The sequence below is a fragment of the Cutibacterium avidum ATCC 25577 genome (assembly GCF_000227295.1).
Lineage (GTDB): Bacteria > Actinomycetota > Actinomycetes > Propionibacteriales > Propionibacteriaceae > Cutibacterium > Cutibacterium avidum.
The window spans coordinates 749566-773597 of the sequence record NZ_JH165054.1; the positions used below are offsets into that span (position 1 = coordinate 749566).

General features: G+C 64.6%; 18 protein-coding genes, 2 pseudogenes and 1 riboswitch. Of the genes and pseudogenes, 14 read left to right on the forward strand and 6 right to left on the reverse strand.

The window, feature by feature from the left end; genetic code table 11:
- Nucleotides 1-191 precede the first annotated feature (191 nt).
- The 3 genes from hemG to HMPREF9153_RS12875 all read left to right on the forward strand — a co-directional run bounded on the left by hemG (nucleotide 192) and on the right by HMPREF9153_RS12875 (nucleotide 5253).
- Nucleotides 192-1544: a protoporphyrinogen oxidase gene (hemG, locus tag HMPREF9153_RS03390; protein WP_036910119.1), complete on the forward strand. Its 1353-nt coding sequence runs from the start codon at nucleotides 192-194 to the stop codon at nucleotides 1542-1544.
- Nucleotides 1541-2854, forward strand: coding sequence for a TIGR04053 family radical SAM/SPASM domain-containing protein (locus HMPREF9153_RS03395; RefSeq protein WP_004809434.1), 1314 nt, complete (start codon nucleotides 1541-1543; stop codon nucleotides 2852-2854). The genes hemG and HMPREF9153_RS03395 overlap by 4 nt, the downstream gene beginning before the upstream one ends.
- A gap of 278 nt (nucleotides 2855-3132) precedes the next feature.
- Nucleotides 3133-5253, forward strand: coding sequence for a bifunctional metallophosphatase/5'-nucleotidase (locus tag HMPREF9153_RS12875; RefSeq protein WP_004809436.1), 2121 nt, complete (start codon nucleotides 3133-3135; stop codon nucleotides 5251-5253).
- Nucleotides 5254-5640: 387 nt separating this feature from the next.
- Here HMPREF9153_RS12875 and HMPREF9153_RS03410 read toward each other — a convergent pair whose 3' ends face one another.
- Nucleotides 5641-6660 (reverse strand): esterase/lipase family protein, encoded by a 1020-nt coding sequence (locus HMPREF9153_RS03410; RefSeq protein WP_004809439.1) that lies wholly within the window; start codon nucleotides 6658-6660, stop codon nucleotides 5641-5643.
- A gap of 602 nt (nucleotides 6661-7262) precedes the next feature.
- Between HMPREF9153_RS03410 and HMPREF9153_RS03415 the strand changes: the two genes are divergently transcribed.
- On the forward strand, nucleotides 7263-8765 hold the full coding sequence (locus HMPREF9153_RS03415; protein WP_004809442.1) for a cellulase family glycosylhydrolase: 1503 nt from the start codon (nucleotides 7263-7265) through the stop codon (nucleotides 8763-8765).
- A 362-nt stretch (nucleotides 8766-9127) separates the two neighbouring features.
- Here the strand turns inward: HMPREF9153_RS03415 and HMPREF9153_RS11775 are convergent.
- A pseudogene (locus tag HMPREF9153_RS11775) lies at nucleotides 9128-9551 on the reverse strand (hypothetical protein).
- A 286-nt stretch (nucleotides 9552-9837) separates the two neighbouring features.
- On the opposite strand from HMPREF9153_RS11775, the gene HMPREF9153_RS03420 reads away from it, so the two are divergent.
- A complete protein-coding gene (locus HMPREF9153_RS03420; RefSeq protein ID WP_004809447.1) occupies nucleotides 9838-10653 on the forward strand; it encodes a CAMP factor family pore-forming toxin in 816 nt (271 codons plus the stop codon).
- A 155-nt stretch (nucleotides 10654-10808) separates the two neighbouring features.
- Here HMPREF9153_RS03420 and HMPREF9153_RS03425 read toward each other — a convergent pair whose 3' ends face one another.
- On the reverse strand, nucleotides 10809-11102 hold the full coding sequence (locus HMPREF9153_RS03425; protein WP_080564889.1) for a hypothetical protein: 294 nt from the start codon (nucleotides 11100-11102) through the stop codon (nucleotides 10809-10811).
- A 36-nt stretch (nucleotides 11103-11138) separates the two neighbouring features.
- A pseudogene (locus tag HMPREF9153_RS11780) lies at nucleotides 11139-11344 on the reverse strand (hypothetical protein).
- A 13-nt stretch (nucleotides 11345-11357) separates the two neighbouring features.
- Between HMPREF9153_RS11780 and HMPREF9153_RS03430 the strand changes: the two are divergent.
- The 4 genes from HMPREF9153_RS03430 (at nucleotide 11358) to HMPREF9153_RS03445 (ending at nucleotide 15093) form a co-directional block, all read left to right on the forward strand.
- On the forward strand, nucleotides 11358-11834 hold the full coding sequence (locus tag HMPREF9153_RS03430) for a low molecular weight protein-tyrosine-phosphatase (RefSeq protein ID WP_004809451.1): 477 nt from the start codon (nucleotides 11358-11360) through the stop codon (nucleotides 11832-11834).
- Between the two features lie 63 nt (nucleotides 11835-11897).
- On the forward strand, nucleotides 11898-12974 hold the full coding sequence (locus HMPREF9153_RS03435; RefSeq protein ID WP_004809453.1) for a cyanophycinase: 1077 nt from the start codon (nucleotides 11898-11900) through the stop codon (nucleotides 12972-12974).
- A gap of 2 nt (nucleotides 12975-12976) precedes the next feature.
- The gene (locus HMPREF9153_RS03440; protein ID WP_272946555.1) at nucleotides 12977-13669 is read left to right on the forward strand and encodes a response regulator transcription factor; all 693 of its coding nucleotides are present in this window, start codon (nucleotides 12977-12979) and stop codon (nucleotides 13667-13669) included.
- A 50-nt stretch (nucleotides 13670-13719) separates the two neighbouring features.
- Complete coding sequence (locus tag HMPREF9153_RS03445; protein ID WP_004809457.1) at nucleotides 13720-15093, forward strand: sensor histidine kinase; 1374 nt, start codon at nucleotides 13720-13722, stop codon at nucleotides 15091-15093.
- A gap of 60 nt (nucleotides 15094-15153) precedes the next feature.
- On the opposite strand, the gene HMPREF9153_RS03450 is transcribed toward HMPREF9153_RS03445, so the two are convergent.
- Nucleotides 15154-16200 (reverse strand): M23 family metallopeptidase, encoded by a 1047-nt coding sequence (locus tag HMPREF9153_RS03450; RefSeq protein WP_004809459.1) that lies wholly within the window; start codon nucleotides 16198-16200, stop codon nucleotides 15154-15156.
- Nucleotides 16201-16454: 254 nt separating this feature from the next.
- Here HMPREF9153_RS03450 and HMPREF9153_RS03455 point away from each other — a divergent pair, with 254 nt between their 5' ends.
- Nucleotides 16455-17375, forward strand: coding sequence for an isoaspartyl peptidase/L-asparaginase family protein (locus HMPREF9153_RS03455; protein ID WP_023031995.1), 921 nt, complete (start codon nucleotides 16455-16457; stop codon nucleotides 17373-17375).
- 3 nt (nucleotides 17376-17378) lie between these two features.
- On the opposite strand, the gene idi is transcribed toward HMPREF9153_RS03455, so the two are convergent.
- Nucleotides 17379-17987 (reverse strand): isopentenyl-diphosphate Delta-isomerase, encoded by a 609-nt coding sequence (gene idi / locus HMPREF9153_RS03460; RefSeq protein ID WP_004809463.1) that lies wholly within the window; start codon nucleotides 17985-17987, stop codon nucleotides 17379-17381.
- A gap of 139 nt (nucleotides 17988-18126) precedes the next feature.
- Between idi and HMPREF9153_RS03465 the strand changes: the two genes are divergently transcribed.
- The 4 genes from HMPREF9153_RS03465 (at nucleotide 18127) to HMPREF9153_RS03480 (ending at nucleotide 24013) form a co-directional block, all read left to right on the forward strand.
- Nucleotides 18127-19320 (forward strand): MarP family serine protease, encoded by a 1194-nt coding sequence (locus HMPREF9153_RS03465; protein WP_004809466.1) that lies wholly within the window; start codon nucleotides 18127-18129, stop codon nucleotides 19318-19320.
- 204 nt (nucleotides 19321-19524) lie between these two features.
- Complete coding sequence (locus tag HMPREF9153_RS03470; RefSeq protein WP_004809468.1) at nucleotides 19525-19803, forward strand: YciI family protein; 279 nt, start codon at nucleotides 19525-19527, stop codon at nucleotides 19801-19803.
- 70 nt (nucleotides 19804-19873) lie between these two features.
- Complete coding sequence (locus HMPREF9153_RS03475) at nucleotides 19874-20974, forward strand: NADH:flavin oxidoreductase/NADH oxidase (RefSeq protein ID WP_004809470.1); 1101 nt, start codon at nucleotides 19874-19876, stop codon at nucleotides 20972-20974.
- 170 nt (nucleotides 20975-21144) lie between these two features.
- A riboswitch (cobalamin riboswitch) is annotated at nucleotides 21145-21336 on the forward strand.
- Between the two features lie 112 nt (nucleotides 21337-21448).
- Entirely contained in the window at nucleotides 21449-24013 is a 2565-nt protein-coding gene (locus tag HMPREF9153_RS03480; RefSeq protein ID WP_004809473.1) for a ribonucleoside-diphosphate reductase subunit alpha, read from the forward strand.
- The last annotated feature ends 19 nt before the right edge of the window (nucleotides 24014-24032 follow it).

Consider the following 24032-nt stretch of genomic DNA (forward strand, 5'->3'; position numbering starts at 1 on the left):
AGTGTTCCGTGCTTCATTCTGGACGCCGACTAGCCCAGTTCCAAACAGAACTTACCGTTCCGTAGGGAGCCAACAAGTATGAGGTTACCGTTCCGTAGGTTATCCACGGTTTCGACCCCGGTCGTCGGCTCTCACAAGCTCTTGCGTACTCTCAACTGGTGAGCAAAACAGTGGCGATCATCGGTGCCGGGATGACAGGTCTGGCAGCCGCACACCAGCTGCGGAGCCACGGTTGCCGAGTCGTCGTCCTGGAAGCAGGACCGAGCGTCGGCGGACAGGTCAGTTCCCGTCGGTTTGGGGCCGACATGGTCGAGATGGGAGCCGAGGCCGTACCGCTGCGTGCCCCAGGCGTCTCCGATCTGGTGTCGGAGCTGGGGCTGACGGACTCGATGCGTCATCCCGCCCCCGGACGCACCTTGCTGTCGAGCCGACGCGGGGTCGTGGAGATGCCGGCCGGAGTGACGCCGGTCGGGCCCACGAAACTCCTACCGACGATCACCTCGCGGATCCTCTCTCCCATCGGCCTGCTGCGAGCCGGCCTGGAGCCCTTCACCTCCCGCCCACACCCTGACGACGTCAGCGTCGGCCAGTTCATCTCGGAACGATTTGGCGACGAGGTAGGCCGGGCCGTCGTCGATCCCCTGTTGGGTGGCATTCACGCCGCCGACGTCGACAGCTTCTCCCTCGCGGTCGCGGCTCCGGCCTTGAGGCAGACCGTCAGGAAGGGTGAGTCCATCGTCACGGGGACCCTCAAGCGCAACGCGGTCGCGACATGGTCGCGCATTCGTCATCGTCCTCAGCCCTCCGGACCCCGCACCCCTGCCACCGCGACGTGGGAACGCGGTTTGGTGACGCTGCCGGAAGCGCTGGCTGGAGGCCTCACCGTGCACACGAACACCCGTGCCACAGGAATCCGGCAGGTTGGCCACGAATGGGTCGTCACCGTCACAGGACCGCGAGGAATCGGATCAGTTGCCGCCGATGACGTCATCATCGCCACGCCCGCCAGGGTCGCTGCAGCTCTGCTGTCCACCACACACCCCGATGCCTCGGAGTTGCTGTCCCGGTGTGAGAGCACCACGGTTGCCACGCTCGTGGTGCGGACTGACCAGGTGGATCACCCGATCACCACGGCTCAGACGTGGTTCATCGGCTCGGAATGGTCCCCGTTGGTACGCCAGGTGACGAATCTCTCGACGAAGTGGCATCTCTCCGAGCCCACTCTCCGAATCGCCATGGGTCGTCACGGTGGAACCCCCATCGACGACCTCTCCGACGACGACCTCGTCACCATGACCATGGCTGAACTGGAGCGTCTAGGATTGAGTGTTCACCCTCACGACCACGTCATCGAGCGCCACCGTGGCGCCATGCCGCAGCCAGTCCCCGGCCACCGGGAGCGCATGGCCACACTCGCCACCGTCCTTGACGACACCGGACTCCACGTCGGCGGGGCCGGGATCGACGGCGCCGGAGTCGGCACCGCCATCGTCGCCGGTCGACGTCTTGCCCGTCAGATCACCTCGAAGGAGGAGGAAAAGTGACCACCACCACTGATCATCCCGAGCGGCCAGGGCAGCCCGGACATCCGGGTGCGTCCGCGGGTCATCCTGCCGGGCATCCCGGTGGCCACCCAGGTGGACATCCGGGCGGCCATCCCGGCCACGGCCCGCTCGTCCGCGAGATCAAGCACGACCTCAACGACAAGCCCTTCATCGTCATCTGGGAGGTCACCCGCGCCTGCGCCCTGGTCTGCCAGCACTGCCGCGCCGAAGCCCAGCACCACGCCGCCCCCGGCCAGTTGACGAACGCCCAGGGCCACGAACTCATCGACCAGCTGACGAGCTACGAGCGTCCCTACCCGATGCTCATCCTCACCGGTGGTGACTGCTTCGAGCGTCCCGACCTCGTCGACCTCATCGAGTACGGCGTCAGCAAGGGTCTGCACGTGTCGATCTCGCCCTCGGTGACCCCACTGTTCACGCGTGACCGGGTCAAGACCGTGCAGGATGCCGGCGTCTCGATGATGTCGATGTCCCTCGACGGCGGCTCCCCTGCCACCCACGACGCCTTCCGCGGTTTCCCGGGAACCTTCGAGCGCACCGTCGAGGCCTGCCACATGCTCAACGACCTCGGCATGCGCTTCCAGCTCAACACGGTGTTCACCGCCAAGAACATCCATGAGGCACCGCAGATGCTCAAGAACGCCATCGACCTCGGTGCGTTCATGTTCTACACGTTCATGCTCGTTCCGACCGGACGCGGTGCCCAGCTCGACATGCTGTCACCGCTGGAGCGTGAGGACGTCCTGTACTGGCTGCACGACAACTCCACGCGCATCGCCATCAAGACGACCGAGGCGCCTCAGTATCGGCGCATCGCCTTCCAGCGCGAGGCTGTCCGTCAGGGCAAGGAGCGACCGGTTCGCCATGGCGAGCTCTATGAGTGGCTGACCCGCGAGACCAACGAGCTGCTCGGCGACGTCATCGAGGACCCGCGCCCCCCGCGTACTCCGCTGGCCATCAACTCCGGGTCCGGATTCGCGTTCATCGACCACACCGGCGACGTCTACCCGTCGGGATTCCTGCCGATCCACTGCGGGTCGATCAAGGAGAAACCTTTCCCCGAGATCTACCGGACCTCCCCGGTGTTCCAGGGACTTCGCAACCCGAACGGGTTCTCCGGCAAGTGCGGAGCCTGCAACTTCAACCACTTCTGTGGTGGATCTCGTTCGACGGCCTACGCCATGACCGGGGACTATCTGGCCTCCGACCCGTCCTGCGCCTACGTGCCACCGGGCTACCACGGAGAGCTGCCGGAGCGGGTTCCCGCTGACGGACTTCCGAGGGTGTGACGAGGATGTTTCATGGGCCGGACGCCGTGACGACATCGTCACGGCGTCTCGCCATCGTCGGTAATCTCCGACACCGCCAATCAGTACCGCCATTCTTGAAATCGATAACACAAGGTTTGTCTATCCTCAGTACTCCTCACGCCGAGGTGACGGAGACATGAATTCCTCATGGCGAAGTTCCTCCGACCCCTTGCGAGCTCGGCCAGAAATGGGCGACGCTAGCTGTGTATGCCTTTTGGGCGCAACATGAGTATTCGGACGAACCCCAGGGAGAACCCATGAATCACCGATGCAGGGCCCGAATTGCCGGCCTGTCGGTGCTGTGCGTGGCCGGGATGGGTGGCAGCTTCATTGCCAACCCGGCCTCTGCCGCACCAAGCGGAAGCGGCACCCCGTCCGCGCCGACCACATCATGCAACGGCGACAAGAACGTCGAGATCTTCAACTTCAACGACTTCCACGGCCGCATCGCCACGGGTGCTAACCTCTTCACCCCGGTCGTCGAGGCCCGCAAGGCGAATGGAGCCGACAAGGTTCTGCTGCTGAGTGACGGCGACAACGTCGGTGGCTCGACCTTCGAGTCCGGCTCCCTCAATGACGAGCCGACCATCGCCATGCTGAACGCCGCGGGCGTCGAGGCCAATGCCGTCGGCAACCACGAGTTCGACAAGGGCTGGAAGGATCTCGCCGAGCGCATCATGCCGCACACCGAGAGCCCCTACCTGGGTGCCAACGTCTACGAGAAGGGCACCAAGAAGGTTGCCTCTCCCCTCAAGGCGTCGACCGTCATCGTCAAGGATGGTGTCCGTATCGGCATCGTCGGAGCCGTCACTCATGACCTCCCCTCCTTGGTCTCCCCCGCCGGCATCTCCAACCTCACCATCGGTGACCCGGTCAAGGCCGTCAACGCCGAGGCCAAGCGTCTCAAGAGCGAGGGCCTGGCTGACGTCGTCGTCGCCGAGTACCACGATGGCGCTGCTGACGGTTCCGCCGATCCGGCCAGCCAGGGCGGCAACTTCGCCCCGATCTACGCCGACACCTCCGCCGACGTCGACCTGGTCTTCAACGGCCACACCCACCAGGTGTACTCGTGGAAGGACAAGGCCGGCGCCCCACTGCTGCAGGCCGGTTCCTACGGCGCTCACCTGGCCAAGGTGAAGGTGGCCTGGGACTCCGAGCAGAAGAAGCTCTGCTCGACGGACGCCTCGATCACCGATCCGGCCAGCACCCCGGCCGACGACCCGACGATCGCCAAGATCACCTCGATCTACGAGGATGCCAAGGCCAAGTCGGATGAGGTCGGCTCCACAGTCATCGGGCACGAGACCGCTCCGATCACCACCCCGTCGAACGAGACCGACCAGAAGTTCGCCGCCAACGTCCGTAACCGCGAGTCGACGATGACCAACATGGTCGCCGACATGTTCAAGGACACCCTCGGCAAGGACGACCCCGACTTCATCGGTCTGCAGAACCCCGGTGGAACCCGCGCCTCCCTGCTCGAGAAGGACATCACCTACAAGCAGGCCGCCCAGGTGCTCCCCTTCGCGAACACGCTGATGACCACCAGGATCACCGGCGCTCAGTTCAAGAAGACGCTGGAGCAGCAGTGGCAGCGTGATGACAAGGGCGAGGTCCCGTCACGTCCGTACCTGCAGCTCGGCGTCTCCAAGAACGTCACCTACACCTACGACGAGTCCCGCGAGGAAGGTGACCGCATCACCTCCATCCGGATCAACGGCAAGCCGATCGATCCCAGGGGCACCTACACCGTGGGTTCCGGTTCCTTCCTCATCGCCGGTGGTGACAACTTCACCGAACTCGCCAAGGGATCCAAGCCGGTCGACACCGGCAAGATCGACCTGTCCGCCTGGGTTGACTGGATCAAGGCTCAGAAGACCCTCAAGCCTGACTTCGCCAAGCGTGCCGTCTCCCTGACGACCTCCCTCAAGGAGGGCATGTCCAAGGACGCCACCTTCACCATTGGCAAGCCGGCTGACAAGGCAGTTGCCCCCGACACCGTCGACTTCACCTCGAAGGACTCCGTCGTCAACAAGACGATGAAGGCCCAGATCGTTCAGGGTGACAAGACCGTCGACGTCGCCACCACCCCGGTCAAGGACGGCTCATCCTCCGTGACCGTCAAGGTGCCGACCGCCAAGGGGCTGGTCAGCGGTGAGGCCACCATCGTCTTCACCTTCCCGGATTCCGGCACCACGGTGCGCTTCGCCGCCAATCTGTCGGTACCGTCCGGCGATCATCCTGGTGGCGCTGTGGTCCCGGCCCCGAAGCCGGGCCAGTCTGGCACCCCGGGCCACGACGTCAACCCGCGAGGAACCCCCGGATCTGACAACAGCTCCAGCAACGGCAAGCCCGGCCTGCCGAAAACTGGCGTCTGATCCAAGGACCGACACAACCTCATACTGAAGAAACCCTGGCCCGAGGAGGAATCCCGGGCCAGGGTTCTTGTGTGTCTGAGTTGGGCAGCAACGGGGTGAGGCCTGCCGACGTGGTGGAAATGCCGGTCATGATGGTGGGTGCTGCCACTTGTCGTAGCAACAACCACCATCAGAATCACGATTGCCCAACATCCCCGGTCGGTACACCTAGAGGTGAACGTGCAGGTAGTCCCCCACACAGACGAAGCGACCACCACGACCTAACCCTGATGGACGACGTGGCAGCGCCACCCGGCACAACGCGGGGACGGCGTGCTGTTCGTTGTCACCACCGTCGTGGTTGGTGGCCACGCCGCGCGGTGCTGGAGAACCCTGACCTGCCATGGCTCATGCAGCATCCGTGGTGGATACGGGCAGGACCCGGGGCCTCCACGTGCAGGAAATCTCTCGTGGGTGGTTCGGATCGAGGGCGTTGAGCACCATCTGGTAGGCGACGGGATCATAGGGTAGGCGGCCGTGGCCATAGGCATCCAGAGGGCAGGCATCCTGCACGGTCATGTTCTTGGCACCCTTGAGGAATGCTTGCGTGTAGGGCGTGATCGTCATGTCGAGTCGGGTGGAGATGACGGTGTAGGCGATGCCCGGGACGGTGTCGCCGTCACGGTAGACCTGTTGCATCAACGCTGATCCCTTGAGTTGCTGGCCGTAGGCCTCCATGTTGTGGTCGTAGCTCCACGTGCTGAGGGAATCCTTCACGGCCTCGGGCAGGCCGTGGACGAGCTTGTCGAGACCGCCGGCAGTGGTGCCGTGGTTGGCGGCCACCAGTCCGATCAGCTTGTCGACCTTGGACGCTCCGCCGTACATCTTGATGTAGGTGTTCGGCAGGATGCCGCCACCCTGCGAATGCCCGACGAGGTCGACCTTCTCGGAGCCCGTCGCTTTCCGGACCCGATCCACAAAGACACCCAGCGCCTGCGCGGAGGCGCGCACATCACCAGTGAAGCCCCAACCCTCGTCGAGGATCCCCACGGGGACATTGGTGGTGAAGGTGTAGACGCAGTACCCCTCATGGGCCAGATGGGGCCCATAGAAGGACCACGTGGCGAACGCATTGCCGCCAGTGCCGGGGATCAGGATGACCGGTCGGTCACCGGGCTTGACCTTGCAGGAGAAGTCGTTCACACCCCGCGGCGCCACGCCCAGGTGCTTCTCGCTGTAGGAACGCGCCATCGACGACGTGTGGAATTCCGGCCCGACGCCGTTACCAGGAATACCGTCGGGGCTGTGGACTGCCGGGACCAAGGGATGGGTATCCCCTGGCGAAGTAACGGCCTGCGCAATCGGCGCGGCAGCCATTAGGACGGCCACGCTCGCGGCCATGACGGCGAATCGTGCTTTGATCTTCATCAGTGACTCCTCAGCGGAACACGGGGAAATTCCGTGAATTAATTTATCCAATTCAAAAAGGGTGAACTACAAAAATTTCATCTCAAGTGGTAACCTGAACGATACATCACATTGAGAATTCTCCTCACTCAGCCAGTGAGGTCATTCACCTCCTAAAGGTAACTTCCGAGAGTTTCAATACAACTTGATAGTAGGGATCAGCGGGGGCGCAGCTCCCCGCCAAGTAGACGCCCCTCGGAGTGTCCTGCGACAGACCTTTGGCGTTCCACATCTGACCTGCGGCAGACCTTTGGTCTTCTAGCCAGACAGGCGCCACGCCTAAGGCCGACTGAAGCCATCCGCATGATCCGACCCCAGTGAGGCTCCATGCAACAAATAACCGCCAACTGTGAACGAAAGTTATCTAATATGGCCGAACGCTATCTTTCGTGAGCCCGTCGGTCATGCTAATTTCGCGACTACTTGGCACGCTATAGCTCCGTGTATCACACTCGTCATCCCGTTGAAGAACCTTCTTCGTATATGCTGGCGCCTTGCCAGTCATCTCCAGCCCGATTCATCCTGACGGCTGTTGGTAGTTGACATTAGAAGAAGGAATTTCCATGCGCCGAAAATCAGCCCTCGGATTTGTAGCTTTGTCCTTGTTCGCCACAGGGATGGGCATTGCCGCAGCAACACCGGCAACTGCCTCGCCGGCGGATACGGCAGCGCCGGTTCACGTCGACGCTTCACGGTGGACCACCCAGGGGCGTTGGGTGACCGACGCCCAGCACCGCGTGGTCATCACGCAGGGGATCAACGAGGTCGCCAAGAGCGCCCCCTATGCCCCCGATGCCGTCGGTTTCAGTGAGGACGACGCCGCCTTCCTCGAGGCGCAGGGGTTCACCAGCGTCCGACTGGGGGTGCTGTGGGCCGGGGTCGAGCCTCGCCCGGGCGTCTACGACGACGCCTACCTAGCCCGGGTCGAACGCACTGTGCGGATCCTCAACGCCCACGGCATCGCCAGTGTCCTCGACTTCCACCAAGACATGGTCAACGAGAAATACCAGGGGGAGGGGTGGCCTGCCTGGGCCGCGCTCGACCACAACATGCCCAACATCGTCAAGGCGGGCTTCCCCGGCAACTACTTCCTCAACGAGGCCGTCAAATACTCCTTCGACTCCTTCTACGACAATGCCAAGGCCTCCGACGGCGTCGGCGTCGCCGACCACTACGCCAGCGCCTGGCGACATGTGGCCGAGCATTTCCGAGCCGTACCCGGCGTGCAGGGCTATGACCTGATCAACGAGCCGTTCCCGGGCCACCACTACACGCGGTGCCTCACGCAACTCGGTTGCCGCACTGCCGACGCGCGACTGTCGGCCGTCCAGCAGAAGGCTGTCGACGCGATCCGCTCGGTAGACGAGGCCACCACCATCTGGTACGAGCCGATGCAGTTCTTCAACATCGGTGTCGGGACCAACGTTCGGCTCACGGGATCCAACCTGGGGTTGAGCTTCCACGACTACTGCACCAGCCAGGCCACCCTCCACTCCTATGTCGGGTGCACTGCGCCGGACAACCGGGTCTTCAACAACGCAGAGAAGCATTCACGTCAGACCGGGTCGGGGCTGATGCTCACCGAGTTCGGCGCCATCACGACCCCTGCGGTGATCACGTCCCAGATGGACCTGGCAGCTCGCAACCGGGTCGGCGTCCAGTGGTGGGCCTACACTGCCGGTGATCCCACCACAGCCGGCCCTGGCACCGAGCAAGCCATCGTCGACGACCCAGCTCGGCCACCCCAGGGGACCAACGTCGAAAGCGCCAAGCTGGCGCTGATCGCCGTTCCCCACCCGGACCGTGTCGCGGGCACCCCATCCGCGTACCACCACGACCGGTCCCGACGCGTGTTCACCATGACCTGGACCGCCCAGCGGCCCAACGGGTCGCGCGCGGGAGAATCGGACGAGACGACCGTGGTGGTCCCCGCCGTCTCAGCCCCCCACGGGTACGACGTGCAGGCGTCCGGCGCCCACGTCACCTCACACCCGGGCGACCGGGTGGTGCGATTGCACCTCAACCAAGGCAGTGCCACGGCGAAGGTCACGATCACCCTGCGCTAACCCTTCAAGTGTCTTCAGCACCGACCTACAAGTCTCCCAGACACTTTTACGACCGGCCCTCCTCCTTGAGGTGGGCCGGTCCTTTTCGTGTCGCGGGATGCGCCTGGCAACACCACCTCCGGCCCCCATGGAGAACAGTTGGTGTCCTCGCAGGGTATTACGGCCAAAGCATATTTGACGTTCCACGCTTGCCGCTGCCGTCTTAGGGCCATACTGCCGCCACGCGGCTGAGACGGTGACCAATCAGGGTAACTGGTTGCCGTAGCCCATGTGAGGCCGATGGTAGTCGTAGTGGTGTGCTCTGCCCCCGAACTCACCCCGCCATCCAGTCTCAGAGGTGTGGCAAGCGGACGTAAGCTCAGCTAATCGGTCAAGGCGTGGTGGAATCTCTCGGTCTTCCCATTGGCATATATGCGATATATCCGAGTCCACTGGCGTGTGATACTCAGTATCAGCGCCACGAGTACGGTCAGCCACCCCAACGTCACCTGCAGCGCGTGGGCACGGGGGGCAGGGAGTTGAAACGCACGACCACCACAGCGAGGGAAATTGCCAGAAAGAGGAATAGGCACGATGCCGCTACCCCGCCGACGAGAGTCAGCACGTTTGAGGCAGTGAGCAGCTATAGCCCCATGGCAGATACACAATCAGCAGAACTCCCGTAGTCGGCAGGTTCGCGGCCGTGGGAGGTTTCGCGGACGGGGTGCCCGCGACACGGTCCGGGTGGGGAACGGCGATCAGCGCCAGCTTGACGCCTTCGACGTTGATCCCCTGCGTGATGACCACGCGGTGCTGGGCGTCGGTCACCCAACGCCCCTGGGTGGTCCACCGTGAAGCGTCGACGTGAACCGGCGCTGCCGTATCCGCCGGCGAGGCAGTTGCCGGTGTTGCTGCGGCAATGCCCATTCCTCTGGCGAACAACAAATCCGAGGGCTGACTTTCGGTCAGTTTTAATAACTTTCGTTCACAATCGTGGCGGGGAGGCCAATAACGAGTTCTGATGAGAGAGGAGCTTTGATAGCTTCGGGCCAGCCGCAATAACTATTGCACATCCCTCGAGGAGGATTCCCCCATGAAGCGTTCGGCTCTTATCATCCCAATTTTGGCCGGGGCAGTGCTTGCGCCGGTGGCGCCCGTGGCCGCCGTGGCAGCGCCGGCTCCGGTGAGCCAGTCTGCTGCGCGCCAGCATACCCAGGTCGACGCCGAGCAGGCGCTCGCGCAGGTCAATGCCCGCATCGCCGAGCTGCAGAAGATGCATCAGGCTCAAGTTCCCGCGAGCGACGCCCCGAAGACCAACTACGGTGAGGAGATCCGCAAACTCCTCGACACGGCCTTCGAGCTGCGCACCACGATCGAGTCGATCATTGCCGGCAAGGTGCCGCCAGTGGACCTCTCCACCATCCCGGCTCGTGTCGACCTGCTGACCACCAGCGTGAAGACCATCCAGCAGGCCAACCATGACCTGGTCAACAAGGTGGAGGCCGCCCACGTCGAGCTGGGCTTCTCGATCACCCGTGCCCTGATCCGCACGATCAACCCAACCAGCACCGCGGCGCAGTTGGCCGAGAGCAAGGCCGACGTGCTGGCCACGTACGCGAAGGTCGCAGCCTACCCCGACCTCAAGCCCACCGACACGGCGACCGTGTACGTCAAGGACCGCCTCAACAAGAAGATCTGGCAGACACGGATCAACCGTGACAAGTACCTCCTCGGCAAGAACGCGGAGGGGTACAAGGCGATCAACAAGGCGCTCACCCACGCGACCGGTGTGTGGTTCAATCCCGCTGCCACCGTCCAGCAGGTCGACGACGAGGTGAAGGCTCTGGACCTCGCTTTCCAGGCCGCTCTGGACCGGGGGCCGGCTGACGGGAAGCTGCGTACCAACTGACCCCACCCTCCCGGGACTTCCGTGGAAGGAGACCGGCTCGCCTTGCCCGTGAGTCCGGTCTCCTTCTCCTGTCGGCGTGTCGTTCAGGGCTTGGTCAGCGACGGATTCGCCCCACGGACCGTCCACTTGGTGGATCATTTGTGGCACACGAGAGTTCACAGCCGTGATCGTTCAGGAACGGTCACGGCTGTGAACGCGTCCAGTCGGTGCAGCGTCAAGAGGTGTTCGGCGTCGTCGCCCAGAAGGGTTCGGGCGGTATTGGTTGTAGCGATGGAGCCAGAGTCCAGCACGCTGTGTCGTTCGGTTTCCGAGGTGTAGCAGCGGGCGTTGATGAAGTGGCCACTGGCAGTGGCTTGGCGGGTGACGTCGAGTGCTCCGGTGCGCCAGGGTGCCGCAGCGTCGAAGCCAAGTTGCGTGGCCCAGTCCTGGGAAATGACCCCAACGGGCATGGCCAGCTGAGCCCCTCGTTCGCGGTCGGTCATGACTCAGGATCTCGTGGTTTGAGGATATTGCAGGTGGGAGTATTCAGTCTGGGATTCAAGTCTCCGTCATCCAAAGCTGCCCAGAAATCTCGCTGTTGACGTTCACATCGCCGAATCGGGGCATTTCCTGGCAGCTCTGTGTAGTTCGCCGCGAGTATGAACCCCGGAAAGACCCTCCCCACACTAGGCAGACTGGACCCACCGACCATGGAAGGAACCCCTGTGAGCAACCAGAACACATCCTCCGTCATCTTCGTGTGCTGGGGAAACATCTGTCGTTCCCCGATGGCTGAATTCGTCGCCAGGAAGGTCTTCGCCGACGAAGGCCTGGAGGCTCGCATCACCAGCGCCGGTGTCAGCGATGAGGAACACGGCGGCCCGATGGATTCGCGAGCCAGGTCCATCCTGAAGTCCCATGGATACCCCTGCTCGGGCCACAACGCTCACCAGATCGACGGGTCCGAGATCATGTCCGCCGACCTCGTCATAGCTGCCGAGCCACGCCACATCCAGATGATGAAGCGGATGGCCCCCGACGCCGACAACCTCCGTCTCATCCGCGACTACGACCCCAACTGCACCCCTGGCACCTCCCTGCCGGACCCCTGGTATGGCCCGGCTGACGGGTTCGAGGACACCCTCGACGCCATCGAGGCCGCAATGCCCGGAATCGTTGACGAGGTGCGCTCCCTGGCCTGATCAGTTCCCTGCCATGGCGCTGGTCCCCCGAGACCAATCGTTGCGGCACTATAGGCTGTCCCCATGAGTTTGTTCTTGGTCGGCGGAGGGTACGACGACTCACTGGTGGAGGTCTATGACGAGTTCGTCTCCCAGGCCCGCCATCACAATGCTGACGCTCCGATTGCGGTGGTCGTGGCCGGTCCGCCCTCCGAGTCCGCCGACCACGCCGCCGAACTGACGCGCATCGTCACCTCCCGGTGGGCTGACGCGAACATCCTCACCATCCACCTCGACGGCCCGGGTACCGCTCCGACGATGGGCGCCCCGGCCACCCCGCTGTGGGCAGAGGACGAGTCCTTCCAGCTCCCCGACAATCTCGACGCCCTTGCCGGCATCATCGTCGGCGGCGGTGCCGTCCCCAGTTACATCAACGGTCTTGCACCGGCCGCCGAGCAGCTCTCGATGCTGGTGCGCGGCGGTGCTCCGTGGCTCGGCTTCTCGGCCGGTGCGATGGCCCCGTGCGTCACCGCTCTGGCAGGGGGCTGGAAGCTGCAGGGACGCCAAGTCGGCCAGCAGACAGGTGCTGAGGGCTTCGACGAGGTCACCTTCGTCGAAGGCCTTGGCCTGGTCAGCCTAACCATCTCCACCCACAACGACACCCTTTCCGGCGACGGCCTCATCATCTCGGCCGTCGAGTCCGGCCTGCTTTCCAGCGCCGTTGCCGTCGACGAGGCCACCTGTCTGCGCATCGACGCCTCGACCGGCCACACCGAGGTGATGGGGCGTGGCCTGGTTCGCTGGTTCACCCGCGAGGTCAACGGAGTTCTCGTCCGCTCCCAGCGCTCCGTCACCCCGGAACCGGCTCCAGCCCCGCACAAGCCCCGCTTCGACGGTCTGGCAAAGGTGGCAGCGGCGACCCGTGCCGCCCACGACAAGGAGGAACGCGAGAAGGCAGCCCGGGAGCGTGCCGAGGAGAGACGTCGCGCGCGGGGGTCTAAGTCTGCTGATGCCGAGACCAAGTCCTCCGAGGACGCACCTGCCTCCGCAGCCGGCCCCCAGGCCGCCGCGGACCCGACCCCGACGGCAGGCCCGGAACCCGATCCCTGCTCGGATGCCGATCCCACTGCACAGCCCCCGACGGAGGACGTCAAGCCATGAGCATGCACATTCTCGTCGTTGACGACGACCGCGCGGTGCGAGAATCCCTCGCCCGATCCCTGCAGTACAGCGGCTACGAGGTCGACAGTGCTGCTGACGGTGTCGAGGCCCTCGCACACCTGTCCGGCAGCCATCCTGACGCCGTCATCATGGACGTCATGATGCCTCGCCTCGACGGTCTCGAGGCCACCCGGATGCTGCGCAGCAACGGCAACGACGTCCCGATCCTCGTCCTCACCGCCCGCGACGCTGTCGACGACCGCGTGGATGGCCTGGATGCCGGAGCCGACGACTACATGGTCAAGCCCTTCGCCCTGGACGAGCTGCTGGCCCGCCTGCGCGCCCTGACCCGTCGTTCCCGTCCCGAGCCGGAACCCGCTGAGACCCCCGAGCAGCTGTCCTTCGCCGATCTCACCCTGGACCCAGGCACCCGCGAGGTCGCCCGCGGCAGCCGTCGCATCAGCCTGACGCGCACCGAGTTCGCCCTGCTCACCGTCTTCCTCCAGAACCCGGAGAAGGTGTTGGAACGCTCGTGGCTGCTGCACGAGGTGTGGGGATTCGACTTCCCGACGACCGCCAACTCCCTCGAGGTGTACATCGGCTATCTGCGCCGCAAGACCGAGCATGATGGTGAGCCGCGTCTCATCCACACCGTCCGCGGCGTCGGGTACGTGCTGCGGGAAGCGAATTCGTGATCCGTCGGTGGTGGCGGAGGCTGCTTGATTGGCGTCCACGTCCGCTTCGCATGACGATGGGGCGCCGGGTCAGCCTCCTGGTGTCGATCTCAGTCGTCGTCGCGGTGGCATTGACCTCCCTGTCCGCCTGGCTCATGACGCGCATCTCGCTGTACGACGAGCTGGACGAACAGCTGACACGGATGGCCACCACCATCTCCCCGAGCGTCGCCGCTGACCCTCAGAACCTCGGCGGGCTGGAAGCCAGCTCCCTGGCGGCTACGAACACCACACTCATCCTGGTGCGCGCCGATGGCCAGGTTGCCACCGCTCCGGGAGCCGAGGTCACCGTCACCACCGGGGTCCAGGAGCTTGCCGTCGCCCGTACCGGAACCGGTGTCAAGGCTCGCACCGTCATGGACTCCCGTGGAGTTCCGGTACGCATCGTCGCGATCCCGTTCACCTCGGACGGGGTGCACTACGCCCTCGTCGCAGGGCAGAACCTCACCGGCACCAAGGCCACCCTGGGATCACTGTGGATCGTCCTGGTCGGCACCGGCCTGGTCGGCATCGTGCTGACGGCCATTGCCGGATACGTGGCCGGCAACTCTGCCACACGACCGCTGCGTGACCTCTCCCGGGCCGTCCACCGAGTGACGGCGACCGACGAGCTCAGCCCCATCCCGGTCCGCTCCCACGACGAACTGGGAGACCTCACTGTCTCCTTCAATGCCATGCTGTCCTCCCTGTCGAACTCACGGGAACGCCAGAAGCAGCTCATCGCCGACGCCTCCCACGAATTGCGTACCCCGCTGACGTCCATGCGTACCAACGTCGAGCTGCTCATCGCCGACCAGAACAGCCACGTGCTCCCCGACCAGGCGCGCAGCGAGATCCTCGACGATGTCGCCGCTCAACTCGGCGAGTTCTCCAGCCTCATCGGCGACCTCGTCCAGCTGTCGCGCGAGGACGCCCCTCCCCCTCGACCTCAGTATTTCGACTTGTCAGATGCTGTTTCGAAGGCCGTCGAGAGAGGACGGCGGCGCGGCCCGAACCTGGAGTTCGACGTTCACCTGGAGTCCCATCCGGTGCTTGGTGACGAGGCAACTCTCGAGAGAGCCGTGACGAACCTGCTCGACAACGCCGTGAAGTTCTCCCCTACCGGGGGTACCGTGACGGTCACGATGGACGGTGACACCGTCGTCGTCAGCGATGAGGGGCCGGGCATCGACGAGGCGGATCTGCCACACATCTTCGACCGGTTCTACCGCTCCGACCAGGCCCGCAACACTCCCGGCACCGGCCTGGGCCTGTCAATCGTGGCGCACACCGTCACCAGTCACCAAGGCTGGATCAAGGCGTCGCGAGCTCCCGGCGGTGGCGCCATGTTCACCATGTACCTGCCGCGGGAGGAACCCCCCGCTGAGGAGTCAACGGCATCCTGACGACCTGGCTCGTTTCACCGGCCAGCAGATCCCGCACTGCCCAGGCCAGCAGCCAGGAAGCTAGTGACCTGGATCGTTGCTCGTCGAGGTGACGGACAAGGACTTCTGTGACGAGGTCGGCTGCCCTGGTGCCGGCTCCGTCGTCGGTCCGGGTCGTGAAGGGCTGGTTGACAGCGCCTTCCCAGGGGTCGTCGTCGAGACAGAGGACGGTGTGGGAGCACTCGGCTTTCCACTGGGCCTGACCGACGTGGAGCCGGGCTTGGAAGGACTGTTCGACGTGGTCGGACGGCTCGGGGTACCCGACGGGTGCGGGGTGGGCGGCACCGGATCAGGATGGTGCAACTCACCGGCAGGAATGGTCGCTCCCCTGACGGGCTTGAGTTTGTCGAGATTCACGACAGCAGGCTTGCCATTGAGCCACGGCAGCGGGTCGGTGAACTGTCCGTTGACGACGACCTCATAGTGCAGGTGGCATCCCGTTGAGTACCCGGTCGTCCCGGACAAGGCGACTGCCTGGTGGACGTCAACCCTTTGTCCCACCCTTACGCCGATCACCGACAGGTGGTTGTAGGTCGTCGAGACGTGCTTGCCGGCGATCATGCCGTGATCGACCTCGACCCGATTCCCGTACCCGCCCGCAGGGCCCGCGAAGAGGACCTTTCCTGGTGCTGACGAACCTACCGGGGTGCCACACGAAGCTCCGAAATCGACGCCGGTGTGCAGCTTCCAAACGTGGAGGATGGGGTGGAACCTCATGCCGAATGGCGACGTGACCGGGCCGTTGAGAGGTTTCGACAGCAGAACCCCGGTCGGCATGGCGACCTTGGACACTGCCGGACTCGGGGTCGGGGTTGCCGCCTTTACCGGAGCGAGGACCCCAGGGCTGACAGGAGCTGAGGACTGAGTGATGTTCGGGGTCGGTGGGGTCGTGTCAAGCCAGGAAGCCGGCCATGCGGTGGACATCGGCCTGGAGACGAGCTGTTGGTGATCAGGGACGGCTCGCAATCCCGGGTCTGACGGCCATGCGGCATCTACTGACAACCCGACTACGGCCACTCCGACACCGCCGGCGATGACGGTCTTGATGGCCTTGCTCCGCGACACCATGGACAGCCCTCCTCCACGCCGTGAACATTATTGTCACCCTCGTTGGCTCCCTTTTTCCATCCGGCTGGAGCCTTGGTCGCGGCATGTTCACCCACACGTCACCTGCCACGACGAGAGGGTTATCCACAGGAATCCTGTGGATAACCCCCATGGCTGGGGAAAACACATCGATGTCGTTCCACAGCAGGTTCCGAGACCGGTGGACAGACCCTCAACCATCCCGTGAATGCCACCTCGACGTCTACGCTCTGTGCATGACCAGTCACGTCGTCGATCAGCTCGGCCCCACTCTCGTCATCCACGGTGGCGCAGGCAACGTTCCGCCCCGAACCGGCGAGGATGCCGAGAGGTTCCGGCTGTCCTTACGGCGCGCTTTCGACGCCGGCCAGGCAGTTCTTGACGCTGGTGGGCCAGCCCTTGACGCCGTCACAGCCTCGGTCGTGGCGATGGAGGACGATCCGCTCTTCAATGCCGGACGAGGTGGGGTCCTCACCGCGAAGGGGACGGTTGAGACTGACGCCGCCGTCATGACCGGCCACGGACGTGCCGGGGCGGTGTGCTGTTCACGTCATGCCCGCAACCCGATTCGTCTGGCCCGGGCCATCCTCGCCATGTCACCCCATGTCCTGCTGTGCGACCCTCCTGAGCAGGTCTGCCGAGACTGGGGTCTGGAGGTCGAGCCCCCGGAATACTTCGTGACTGACGCTCGACGGGAACAGCTGGAACGGGTACTTGCCGGACGCCACCAGGCCCCGAGGCATGGCACAGTCGGAGCGGTCGCCCGGGACTACCACGGTCATCTTGCTGCCGCGACGTCTACGGGCGGGATCGTCGCGTCGGCAGTGGGTCGCATCGGTGATTCCCCGGTCGTCGGGGCCGGCACCTTCGCCCGCGATGGGGTCGTGGCCGTCTCCTGCACCGGTGACGGCGAGGCCTTCTTGCAGGGGCTGGTGGCCCACGAGGTGGATGCCCGCATGAGACTGGCAGGCGAACCCGTCAACCACGCAGCCATGGGAGCCCTCACCGACGAGGTCTCGTCACGAGTCACCGACGGCGCACCAGCCACGGGAGGCCTCATCGCCGTCGACGCGTCCGGACGTCTCGTCGTCTGCCATGTGTCGGCGTCCATGCTGGCCGCCTGGCCTGATCACGGCGAGGTGCTGACCTCGGTGTGAGGCTCAGCGCACGACGGGCAGTTCCGGACCGAACTCGAGCATCTGCTCGACCGCCCAGGGGCTCAGCAGGGTCGGCATCGATCGCGCCAGGCCGTACATGTCCTGCCAGCCCACCCAGGTGACCTCTTCGACCTCCTCCGGGTCAGGATTCAGCTCGACGAGTTCCTCGGGAAGGGACAACCGAGCAACGACGACCGGGCACAGCTCGTCCTCGACGATGCCGCCAGCGTCGGTGGCACGATAGGAAAAACCAGGAAGGACGACGCCCATCCGACGCGGATCGAGGTCGAGACCGAGCTCCTGGTGAGTGCGACGCACCGCCGCGTCGATGATCGTTTCGCCGATCCGCGGATGCCCACAACAGGTGTTCGTCCACACCCCCGGCCAGGCCACCTTCGTCAGGGCTCGTCGGGTCAGCAGAACTCGCCCGCCGACGTCAAGGACATGGCAGGAAAAGGCCAGATGTCGTGGGGTGTGCTGGCTGTGAACGGTCGCTCGGGGAGCGGTCCCAATCTGGTTGCCGTCGTCGTCGAGCAGGATGACGAGATCGTCGTGGACAGAATCCGCGTCATGGGCAGGCGTGCCCCCGTCCTCGCCATCGTGATGACTCATGACGTCAAGCTACCAATAACCGCGAATTCCGCGAAGTCGAATGCGTTCGGGTCCCCTACGTTGGCTCATCGCCACCTCAAAAGGCACCATTGAGATGCTGTATCCGTCACTTCGTCCACCCACCTCCGACGGGAGAGCCATGCCGCACATCCTCGACGTCATCCTCGTGCTGTGCCTCGCCATGCGTGCCATGGCCGGGTGGATGCGCGGGGCCGTCGTCGGAGTGGCCAGCCTCATCGGGTTGGTCCTCGGGGTGTGGGCCGGTCTGTGGACCTCCGGCATCGTCGCTGACCAGTTCTTCGACAAGAATTGGACCTGGCTGGCCGCAGGCGCGGTGCGGGTGTGCATCACCCTCGTCATTGCCGAGATCATTCAGGGCATCTGCGTCCACATCGCCCAACGCATCCATCGCGCATTCAACTCGGTGGGGTTGGGCAACGTGGACCGTTTCGGCGGCTCGGTGCTCAGCGTCATCGCAACCGCCCTTGTCGTCACGGTGGCGGCAACAGCCCTCTCCCCCATCCTGCCGCCGTCATGGACCGAGGCCATCGACGAGTCATCCGTCATCACCCAGACCAATCGCGTCATCCCGGACGAGGTCAACGAGGCCGCTGCCCGACTGGTCGGTCGAGCTGCTGACACCTTCCCGAAGGTCTTCGCCGGCGAAGCTCCCCGTCTGCCCGCACCGGCTCCCGACGACGAGGCCGTCACCACTCCTGGAGTGCGGAGCGCAGCTCAATCCATCGTCAAGGTGCGGTCTCGGGCACCACGGTGCGATCGGGCCTCCGAGGGCACCGGATGGGTGAGTTCTCGCCACCGGGTGGTGACGAACGCCCACGTCGTCGCCGGGTCCAACCAGGTCACCGTGCAGGTGGGCGGAACTGGGGCTCGACTGCGAGCCCGCGTCGTCTCCTACGACCCGGACATGGACCTGGCGGTGTTGGCGGTTCCCGACCTTCGTTCCCCAGCCTTGACGATGGCGTCGACTGTCAAGGACGGTGATCCAACGGTCGTCGCCGGATTCCCGCTTGATGGTCCATACACCCTCGAGGCCGCCACCGTGCGTGGGTCGATCATGGCTCGCGGTGAGAACATCTACGGCACCGACACCGTCGTCCGCGAGATCCTCTCGCTGCGCGGCACGGTACGTCCGGGCAACTCGGGTGGACCACTACTGACGACGGACGGCAAGGTCGCCGGCACAATCTTCGCCCGGTCCACCGCACAGCCGCAGACCGGGTACGCGCTGTCGAACGACCAGACTCGCAGGTTCATCCGCGCTGGGGCCAACGACACCACCGCGGCTGCGACCGGCTGGTGCACCGTTGGGTGAATTGGTGTCAAAATCTTGAGCGCCCAATGTTCCCGTCGCGGGACGGTTCCGAGCACGTTTGCGGCCCTGATCTCCCGAAACATCATCTGACAAGCACCGACACCGTGCGGTATCCCAGGGCATCCTGTGCCGCTCGATGACGCGTCAACGTCCGACACCTTCTCAACGCTTCAGTTCCGGTCCATGTCCCAATAGCATTGGGTCATGGCAGTTTTCATCGTCGAAACCCATTATGATCCCGCCCATTCCGAGGAGCGCATGGCCGCGCGCCCGGCCCATCTGGAGAACCTTGATGTCATGCGCGAGCGTGGCCAGCTCGTCAATGCCGGCCCGCTGGCTGACGGCAACGGAGCGGTGCTCATCTACACCGTGCCCGACCGCGATGCTCTCGATCATTTGCTGGAGGCTGACCCCTACCCCAAGACGGCTGTCCAGGTGACCTCAGTGCGCGAGTGGAAGCCGAATTACCACCACCACGTCTGACAAGGCTGCCAACCTGGCTGACGGTCGAGATTGACGGGATGAAGGTTGAAACGCGTGGTGTCATGGAATCATGACGTCACCTCTGCTGTTCCAGCCCCTCACTCTCCGTGGCCTGACAGTTCGCAACCGCGCCTGGCTACCACCGATGTGCCAGTACGCGGTGGATTCTCACGACGGGATCCCGGGCACCTGGCATCTCGTCCATTACGGGTCCTGTGCCGCTGGTGGCTTCGGCCTCATCGTCGCCGAGGCCACTGCGGTCAGCCCCGAAGGCCGCATCAGCCCTGCTGACACCGGGTTGTGGAATGACGACCAAGTTGCTGCCTGGCGCACCGTCACTGATGCCGTCCACGAGCTTGGTGGCAAGATTGCCGTGCAGCTCGGTCACGCCGGCCGGAAGGCGTCCACCGAGAAGTGGTGGCCGGGATTCCATGGCAGCGTGGTACCCCCTGAGCAGGGCGGCTGGACTCCCGTCGGTCCGACCACCGCCCCTGCTGACGGCAAGCAGTACGTCGGCCTGCCCGTCACCGCCCTCGACGAGGACGGCATCGCGAAGGTCATTGACAACTTCCGCTCCGCTGCTGCACGTGCCGTGGAAGCTGGGTTCGACGCCGTCGAGATTCACAGCGCCCACGGTTACCTGCTGCATCAGTTCTACTCGCCGCTGTCCAACACCCGCGCCGACGGCTGGGGCGGTGACTTCGACGGACGTGTCCGCCTGCCACTGGAAGTTGCGAAGGCTGTGCGTGACGCCATCCCTGACACCATGCCCTTGTTGGCACGTCTGTCGGTCACCGACTGGCGGGACGACGGCTGGCAGGTGGAGGACTCCGTCGAACTGTCGCGTCGTTTTGCGGAAGTCGGAGTTGACCTCCTCGACGCCTCCTCAGGAGGAAACTCGTCGGCGCCCATCCCCGTCGCCCCGGCCTACCAGGCTGACTTGGCGGCTCGAGTGCGCGCCGAGGCCGGGATTCCCACCGCCGCCGTCGGCATGATCTGGACCGCAGAGTTGGCCGAGGACCTGCTCCAGAAGGGCAGTGCCGACGCCATCATGATCGGACGGGCAGCTCTGCGGGACACCAACTGGCCCTTGCGCGCCGCCCACGAGTTGGGAGTTCCCAACGAGGACGCGCCGTGGCATCCGGCGAGATTCCGGGGAGCGTGGCGCTGAGGACGTGGAGTTTCAGCGTTTCTGACGCTCGACGAAGCCCGGTGACGGCGGCGTGTTCGGTGCCACGAATCCGCCGGCCGTCAGGGGGCCGTCGCGGTATGCGTCCATGAGACGCCCAAAACACTCAATGCCCCTACATCTTGTGTTGACTCTTATTGATCAGCGTTCATATAGTGGCGACTGCACATGGTTCCCGTGTTCGCACGGGCCAAGAGGGAATCCGGTGAGAATCCGGAACTGCCCCGCAGCGGTGTACGAGAACGACCGCCGTCATCACGCACTGTGCTTCGGCATGGGAAGCGACGGCCAGTAGGCAACAAGTGCTCGTGAGTCCGAAGACCTGCCAGGTGTGGTCCCGCAACCGCGGGGCCCGGTTCGCGATCTCGCGGGAAGTGTCGCAGCGTTCATGGGGACCAGTGTCCCCGCCGCATTCCGCCCGGTCGCGTGCCTACGGCATCGCACGGAGGAATTGCAATGAGCGCCGACCCCATCTCGACCATCCGCGTCCGCAAGCGCGACGGATCCCTGGCCCCTTACGACGGCAACGAAGTCGCCGCATCCATCATTGACTCAGCCCGTGGGCTCGACGACGCCGTTGCCCGGGCAACCCTGCTGCAGGCCGAGGTGGAGATCACCCTATTCGACGGGATCACCACCGACGCCTTGGACGAGGCCGTCATCCAGGTGGCTCTGGGCAATGCCAAGGACGACCCTGCCTTCGACACCATTGCCAGCCGAATCGCCGTCAAGAAGCTGTACAAGGAGGTGTTCGGCGACACCCACGACGGTCTCGGTGACGCCAGCCCCGAGCGGGTGCGAGACCTCCACCATGCCTACTTCCCGCGCACGATCGACAAGCTCGTCGCCGACGGCCACCTTGACGAGCGACTGGGGCGGCTCTTCGACCTCGACGCCCTCGCCACGGCCCTTGATCCCGCCCGTGACGACCTCATCGGCTTCACCGGCGTGCGCACCATGGTCAACCGTTATCTGCTGCGTACCCCCGACCAGCGAGCGTTGGAAGTACCGCAGTACTTCTGGATGCGCGTGGCTATGGGGCTCAGCCTCACCGAGGACGATCCGACCTCCTCTGCCCTCGCCCTCTACGACTCGATGAGCAACCTGCGTCATCTCGCGGCTGGATCCACCCTTGTCAACGCGGGCACCCCGGCTGGCCAGCTGTCCAACTGCTTCGTCATGCGCACCGAGGACGACTTGGAGCACATCGCCCGGACGATCCGTGACGTCATGTGGATCACAAAGGGCACCGGCGGCATCGGGCTGTCGATGTCTGACCTGCGCTGCGAGGGGTCACCTATTCGCTCCGACAACACTGCGTCGACCGGTCCGATCCCCTTCATGCACACCATCGACTCGACGCTGCGAGCCGTCTCCCGAGGAGGCAAGAAGCTCGGCGCTCTGTGCTTCTACATGGAGAACTGGCATATGGACTTCCCCCAGTTCCTCGACCTGCGGCAGAACTCCGGTGACCCGTACCGACGCACCCGTACCGCCGACACCGCGGTGTGGATCTCCGACGAGTTCATGAAGCGCGTCGCCAAGGACGAGGACTGGTACCTCTTCGACCCCGCCGAGACCCCCGATCTCACCGAGCTCACCGGGTCGGCCTTCTCGAAGCGTTACGCCCACTACATCGCCGAGGCCGAGGCCGGCCACATCAGGCGTTTCCACCGCACCACGGCCCGCGAACAATTCCGAGCCATACTGGTGAGCCTGCAGACGACATCCCACCCGTGGTTGACGTGGAAGGACAGCGTCAATACCCGCGCGTTGAACAGCAACACCGGGACGATCCACTCCTCGAATCTGTGCACCGAGATCTGCCTGCCCCAGGACCGCGACCACACCTCGGTGTGCAACCTGGCTTCGGTCAACCTCGCCGGGCACCTCGTCGGGCCGCGCGGGAAGCGTCGCATCGACTGGAACCAACTGGCCGCCACCACTCGGCTGGCGGTGCGCCACCTCGACAACCTCGTCGACATCACCGCTTCGGCGGTGCCTCAGGCCGAGCGATCCAACGTGGAGAACCGGGCCATCGGCCTGGGCGTCATGGGGCTGACGGACATGCTCGAGCAAGTGCGGATTCCCTACGACTCCTCCGAGGCCTGCGAGATCGTCGACCGGATCATTGAATTCATCAGCTGGCACGCCATCGACACCTCCGCTGATCTGGCCACCGAGCGTGGCTCGTACCCGATGTTCGCGGGATCCGGCTGGTCGGAGGGGATGGTCCCGGTCGACACTCTGGCCGTCCTGGAGCGCGACCGTGGCATTCCCGTTGACGTCGACCGGACGACGAGGATGGACTGGGACGGGCTGCGTACCAAGGTGAGTCGCGGGATGCGCAATGCCACTCTGATGGCCATCGCCCCGACGGCGTCGATCGGCCTGGTCGCTGGCACGACGCCGGGTCTGGACCCGCAGTTCTCCCAGATGTTCTCCCGAGCCACCTCGGCCGGGAAGTTCCTCGAGGTCAACCGCAATCTGGTGGCCGACCTCAAGGACCTCGGGCTGTGGGAGAAGGTACGCGAGGAATTGCTGCGCCGCCAGGGGGATCCCAGCGAGATCGAGGCCATCCCGGCCTCCCTACGGCGTCTGTACCGCACCTCCTTCACCCTGGATCCGATGGCCTACCTCAACGTGGCCGCCCGGGCGCAGAAGTGGGTGGACCAGGCCATCAGCCGCAACATCTACCTGGCCTCCCGGTCGGTCGGCGACATGGAGGACCTCTACACCGCGGCATGGCGAATGGGCGTCAAGACGACCTACTACCTCCACATGCTGCCCCGTCACACCGCCGAGCAGTCAACGGTGGCGGTCAACAAGGCTGCCGGACATCGCAACGGTCCTCGTCGTGGGTTCGCCACCGCAGCACGGCGTGACACCAGCACCGCGACCATCGAAAAGCCCCTGACCGAGGTACTCGACGCCGAACCCGTCATGGCCCTCGATCTCGGCGACGGCACCTCCTGCCCGGTGGACCCACAGGAGCGCCTGCAGTGCGAGTCCTGCCAGTGACCGACGACCGTTCCACCCA

Coding starts and splice junctions, on each gene's coding strand:
- hemG (WP_036910119.1), top strand. CDS start 192: ATGACAGGTCTGGCAGCCGCACACCAGCTGCGGAGCCACGGTTGCCGA.
- HMPREF9153_RS03470 (WP_004809468.1), top strand. CDS start 19,525: ATGGCAGTTTTCATCGTCGAAACCCATTATGATCCCGCCCATTCCGAG.
- HMPREF9153_RS03410 (WP_004809439.1), bottom strand. CDS start 6,660: ATGAAGATCAAAGCACGATTCGCCGTCATGGCCGCGAGCGTGGCCGTC.
- HMPREF9153_RS03450 (WP_004809459.1), bottom strand. CDS start 16,200: ATGGTGTCGCGGAGCAAGGCCATCAAGACCGTCATCGCCGGCGGTGTC.
- HMPREF9153_RS03415 (WP_004809442.1), top strand. CDS start 7,263: ATGCGCCGAAAATCAGCCCTCGGATTTGTAGCTTTGTCCTTGTTCGCC.
- HMPREF9153_RS03475 (WP_004809470.1), top strand. CDS start 19,874: ATGACGTCACCTCTGCTGTTCCAGCCCCTCACTCTCCGTGGCCTGACA.
- HMPREF9153_RS03455 (WP_023031995.1), top strand. CDS start 16,455: ATGACCAGTCACGTCGTCGATCAGCTCGGCCCCACTCTCGTCATCCAC.
- HMPREF9153_RS03420 (WP_004809447.1), top strand. CDS start 9,838: ATGAAGCGTTCGGCTCTTATCATCCCAATTTTGGCCGGGGCAGTGCTT.
- HMPREF9153_RS03435 (WP_004809453.1), top strand. CDS start 11,898: ATGAGTTTGTTCTTGGTCGGCGGAGGGTACGACGACTCACTGGTGGAG.
- HMPREF9153_RS03445 (WP_004809457.1), top strand. CDS start 13,720: ATGACGATGGGGCGCCGGGTCAGCCTCCTGGTGTCGATCTCAGTCGTC.
- HMPREF9153_RS03465 (WP_004809466.1), top strand. CDS start 18,127: ATGCCGCACATCCTCGACGTCATCCTCGTGCTGTGCCTCGCCATGCGT.
- HMPREF9153_RS03425 (WP_080564889.1), bottom strand. CDS start 11,102: ATGCCCGTTGGGGTCATTTCCCAGGACTGGGCCACGCAACTTGGCTTC.
- HMPREF9153_RS03440 (WP_272946555.1), top strand. CDS start 12,977: ATGCACATTCTCGTCGTTGACGACGACCGCGCGGTGCGAGAATCCCTC.
- idi (WP_004809463.1), bottom strand. CDS start 17,987: ATGAGTCATCACGATGGCGAGGACGGGGGCACGCCTGCCCATGACGCG.
- HMPREF9153_RS03480 (WP_004809473.1), top strand. CDS start 21,449: ATGAGCGCCGACCCCATCTCGACCATCCGCGTCCGCAAGCGCGACGGA.
- HMPREF9153_RS12875 (WP_004809436.1), top strand. CDS start 3,133: ATGAATCACCGATGCAGGGCCCGAATTGCCGGCCTGTCGGTGCTGTGC.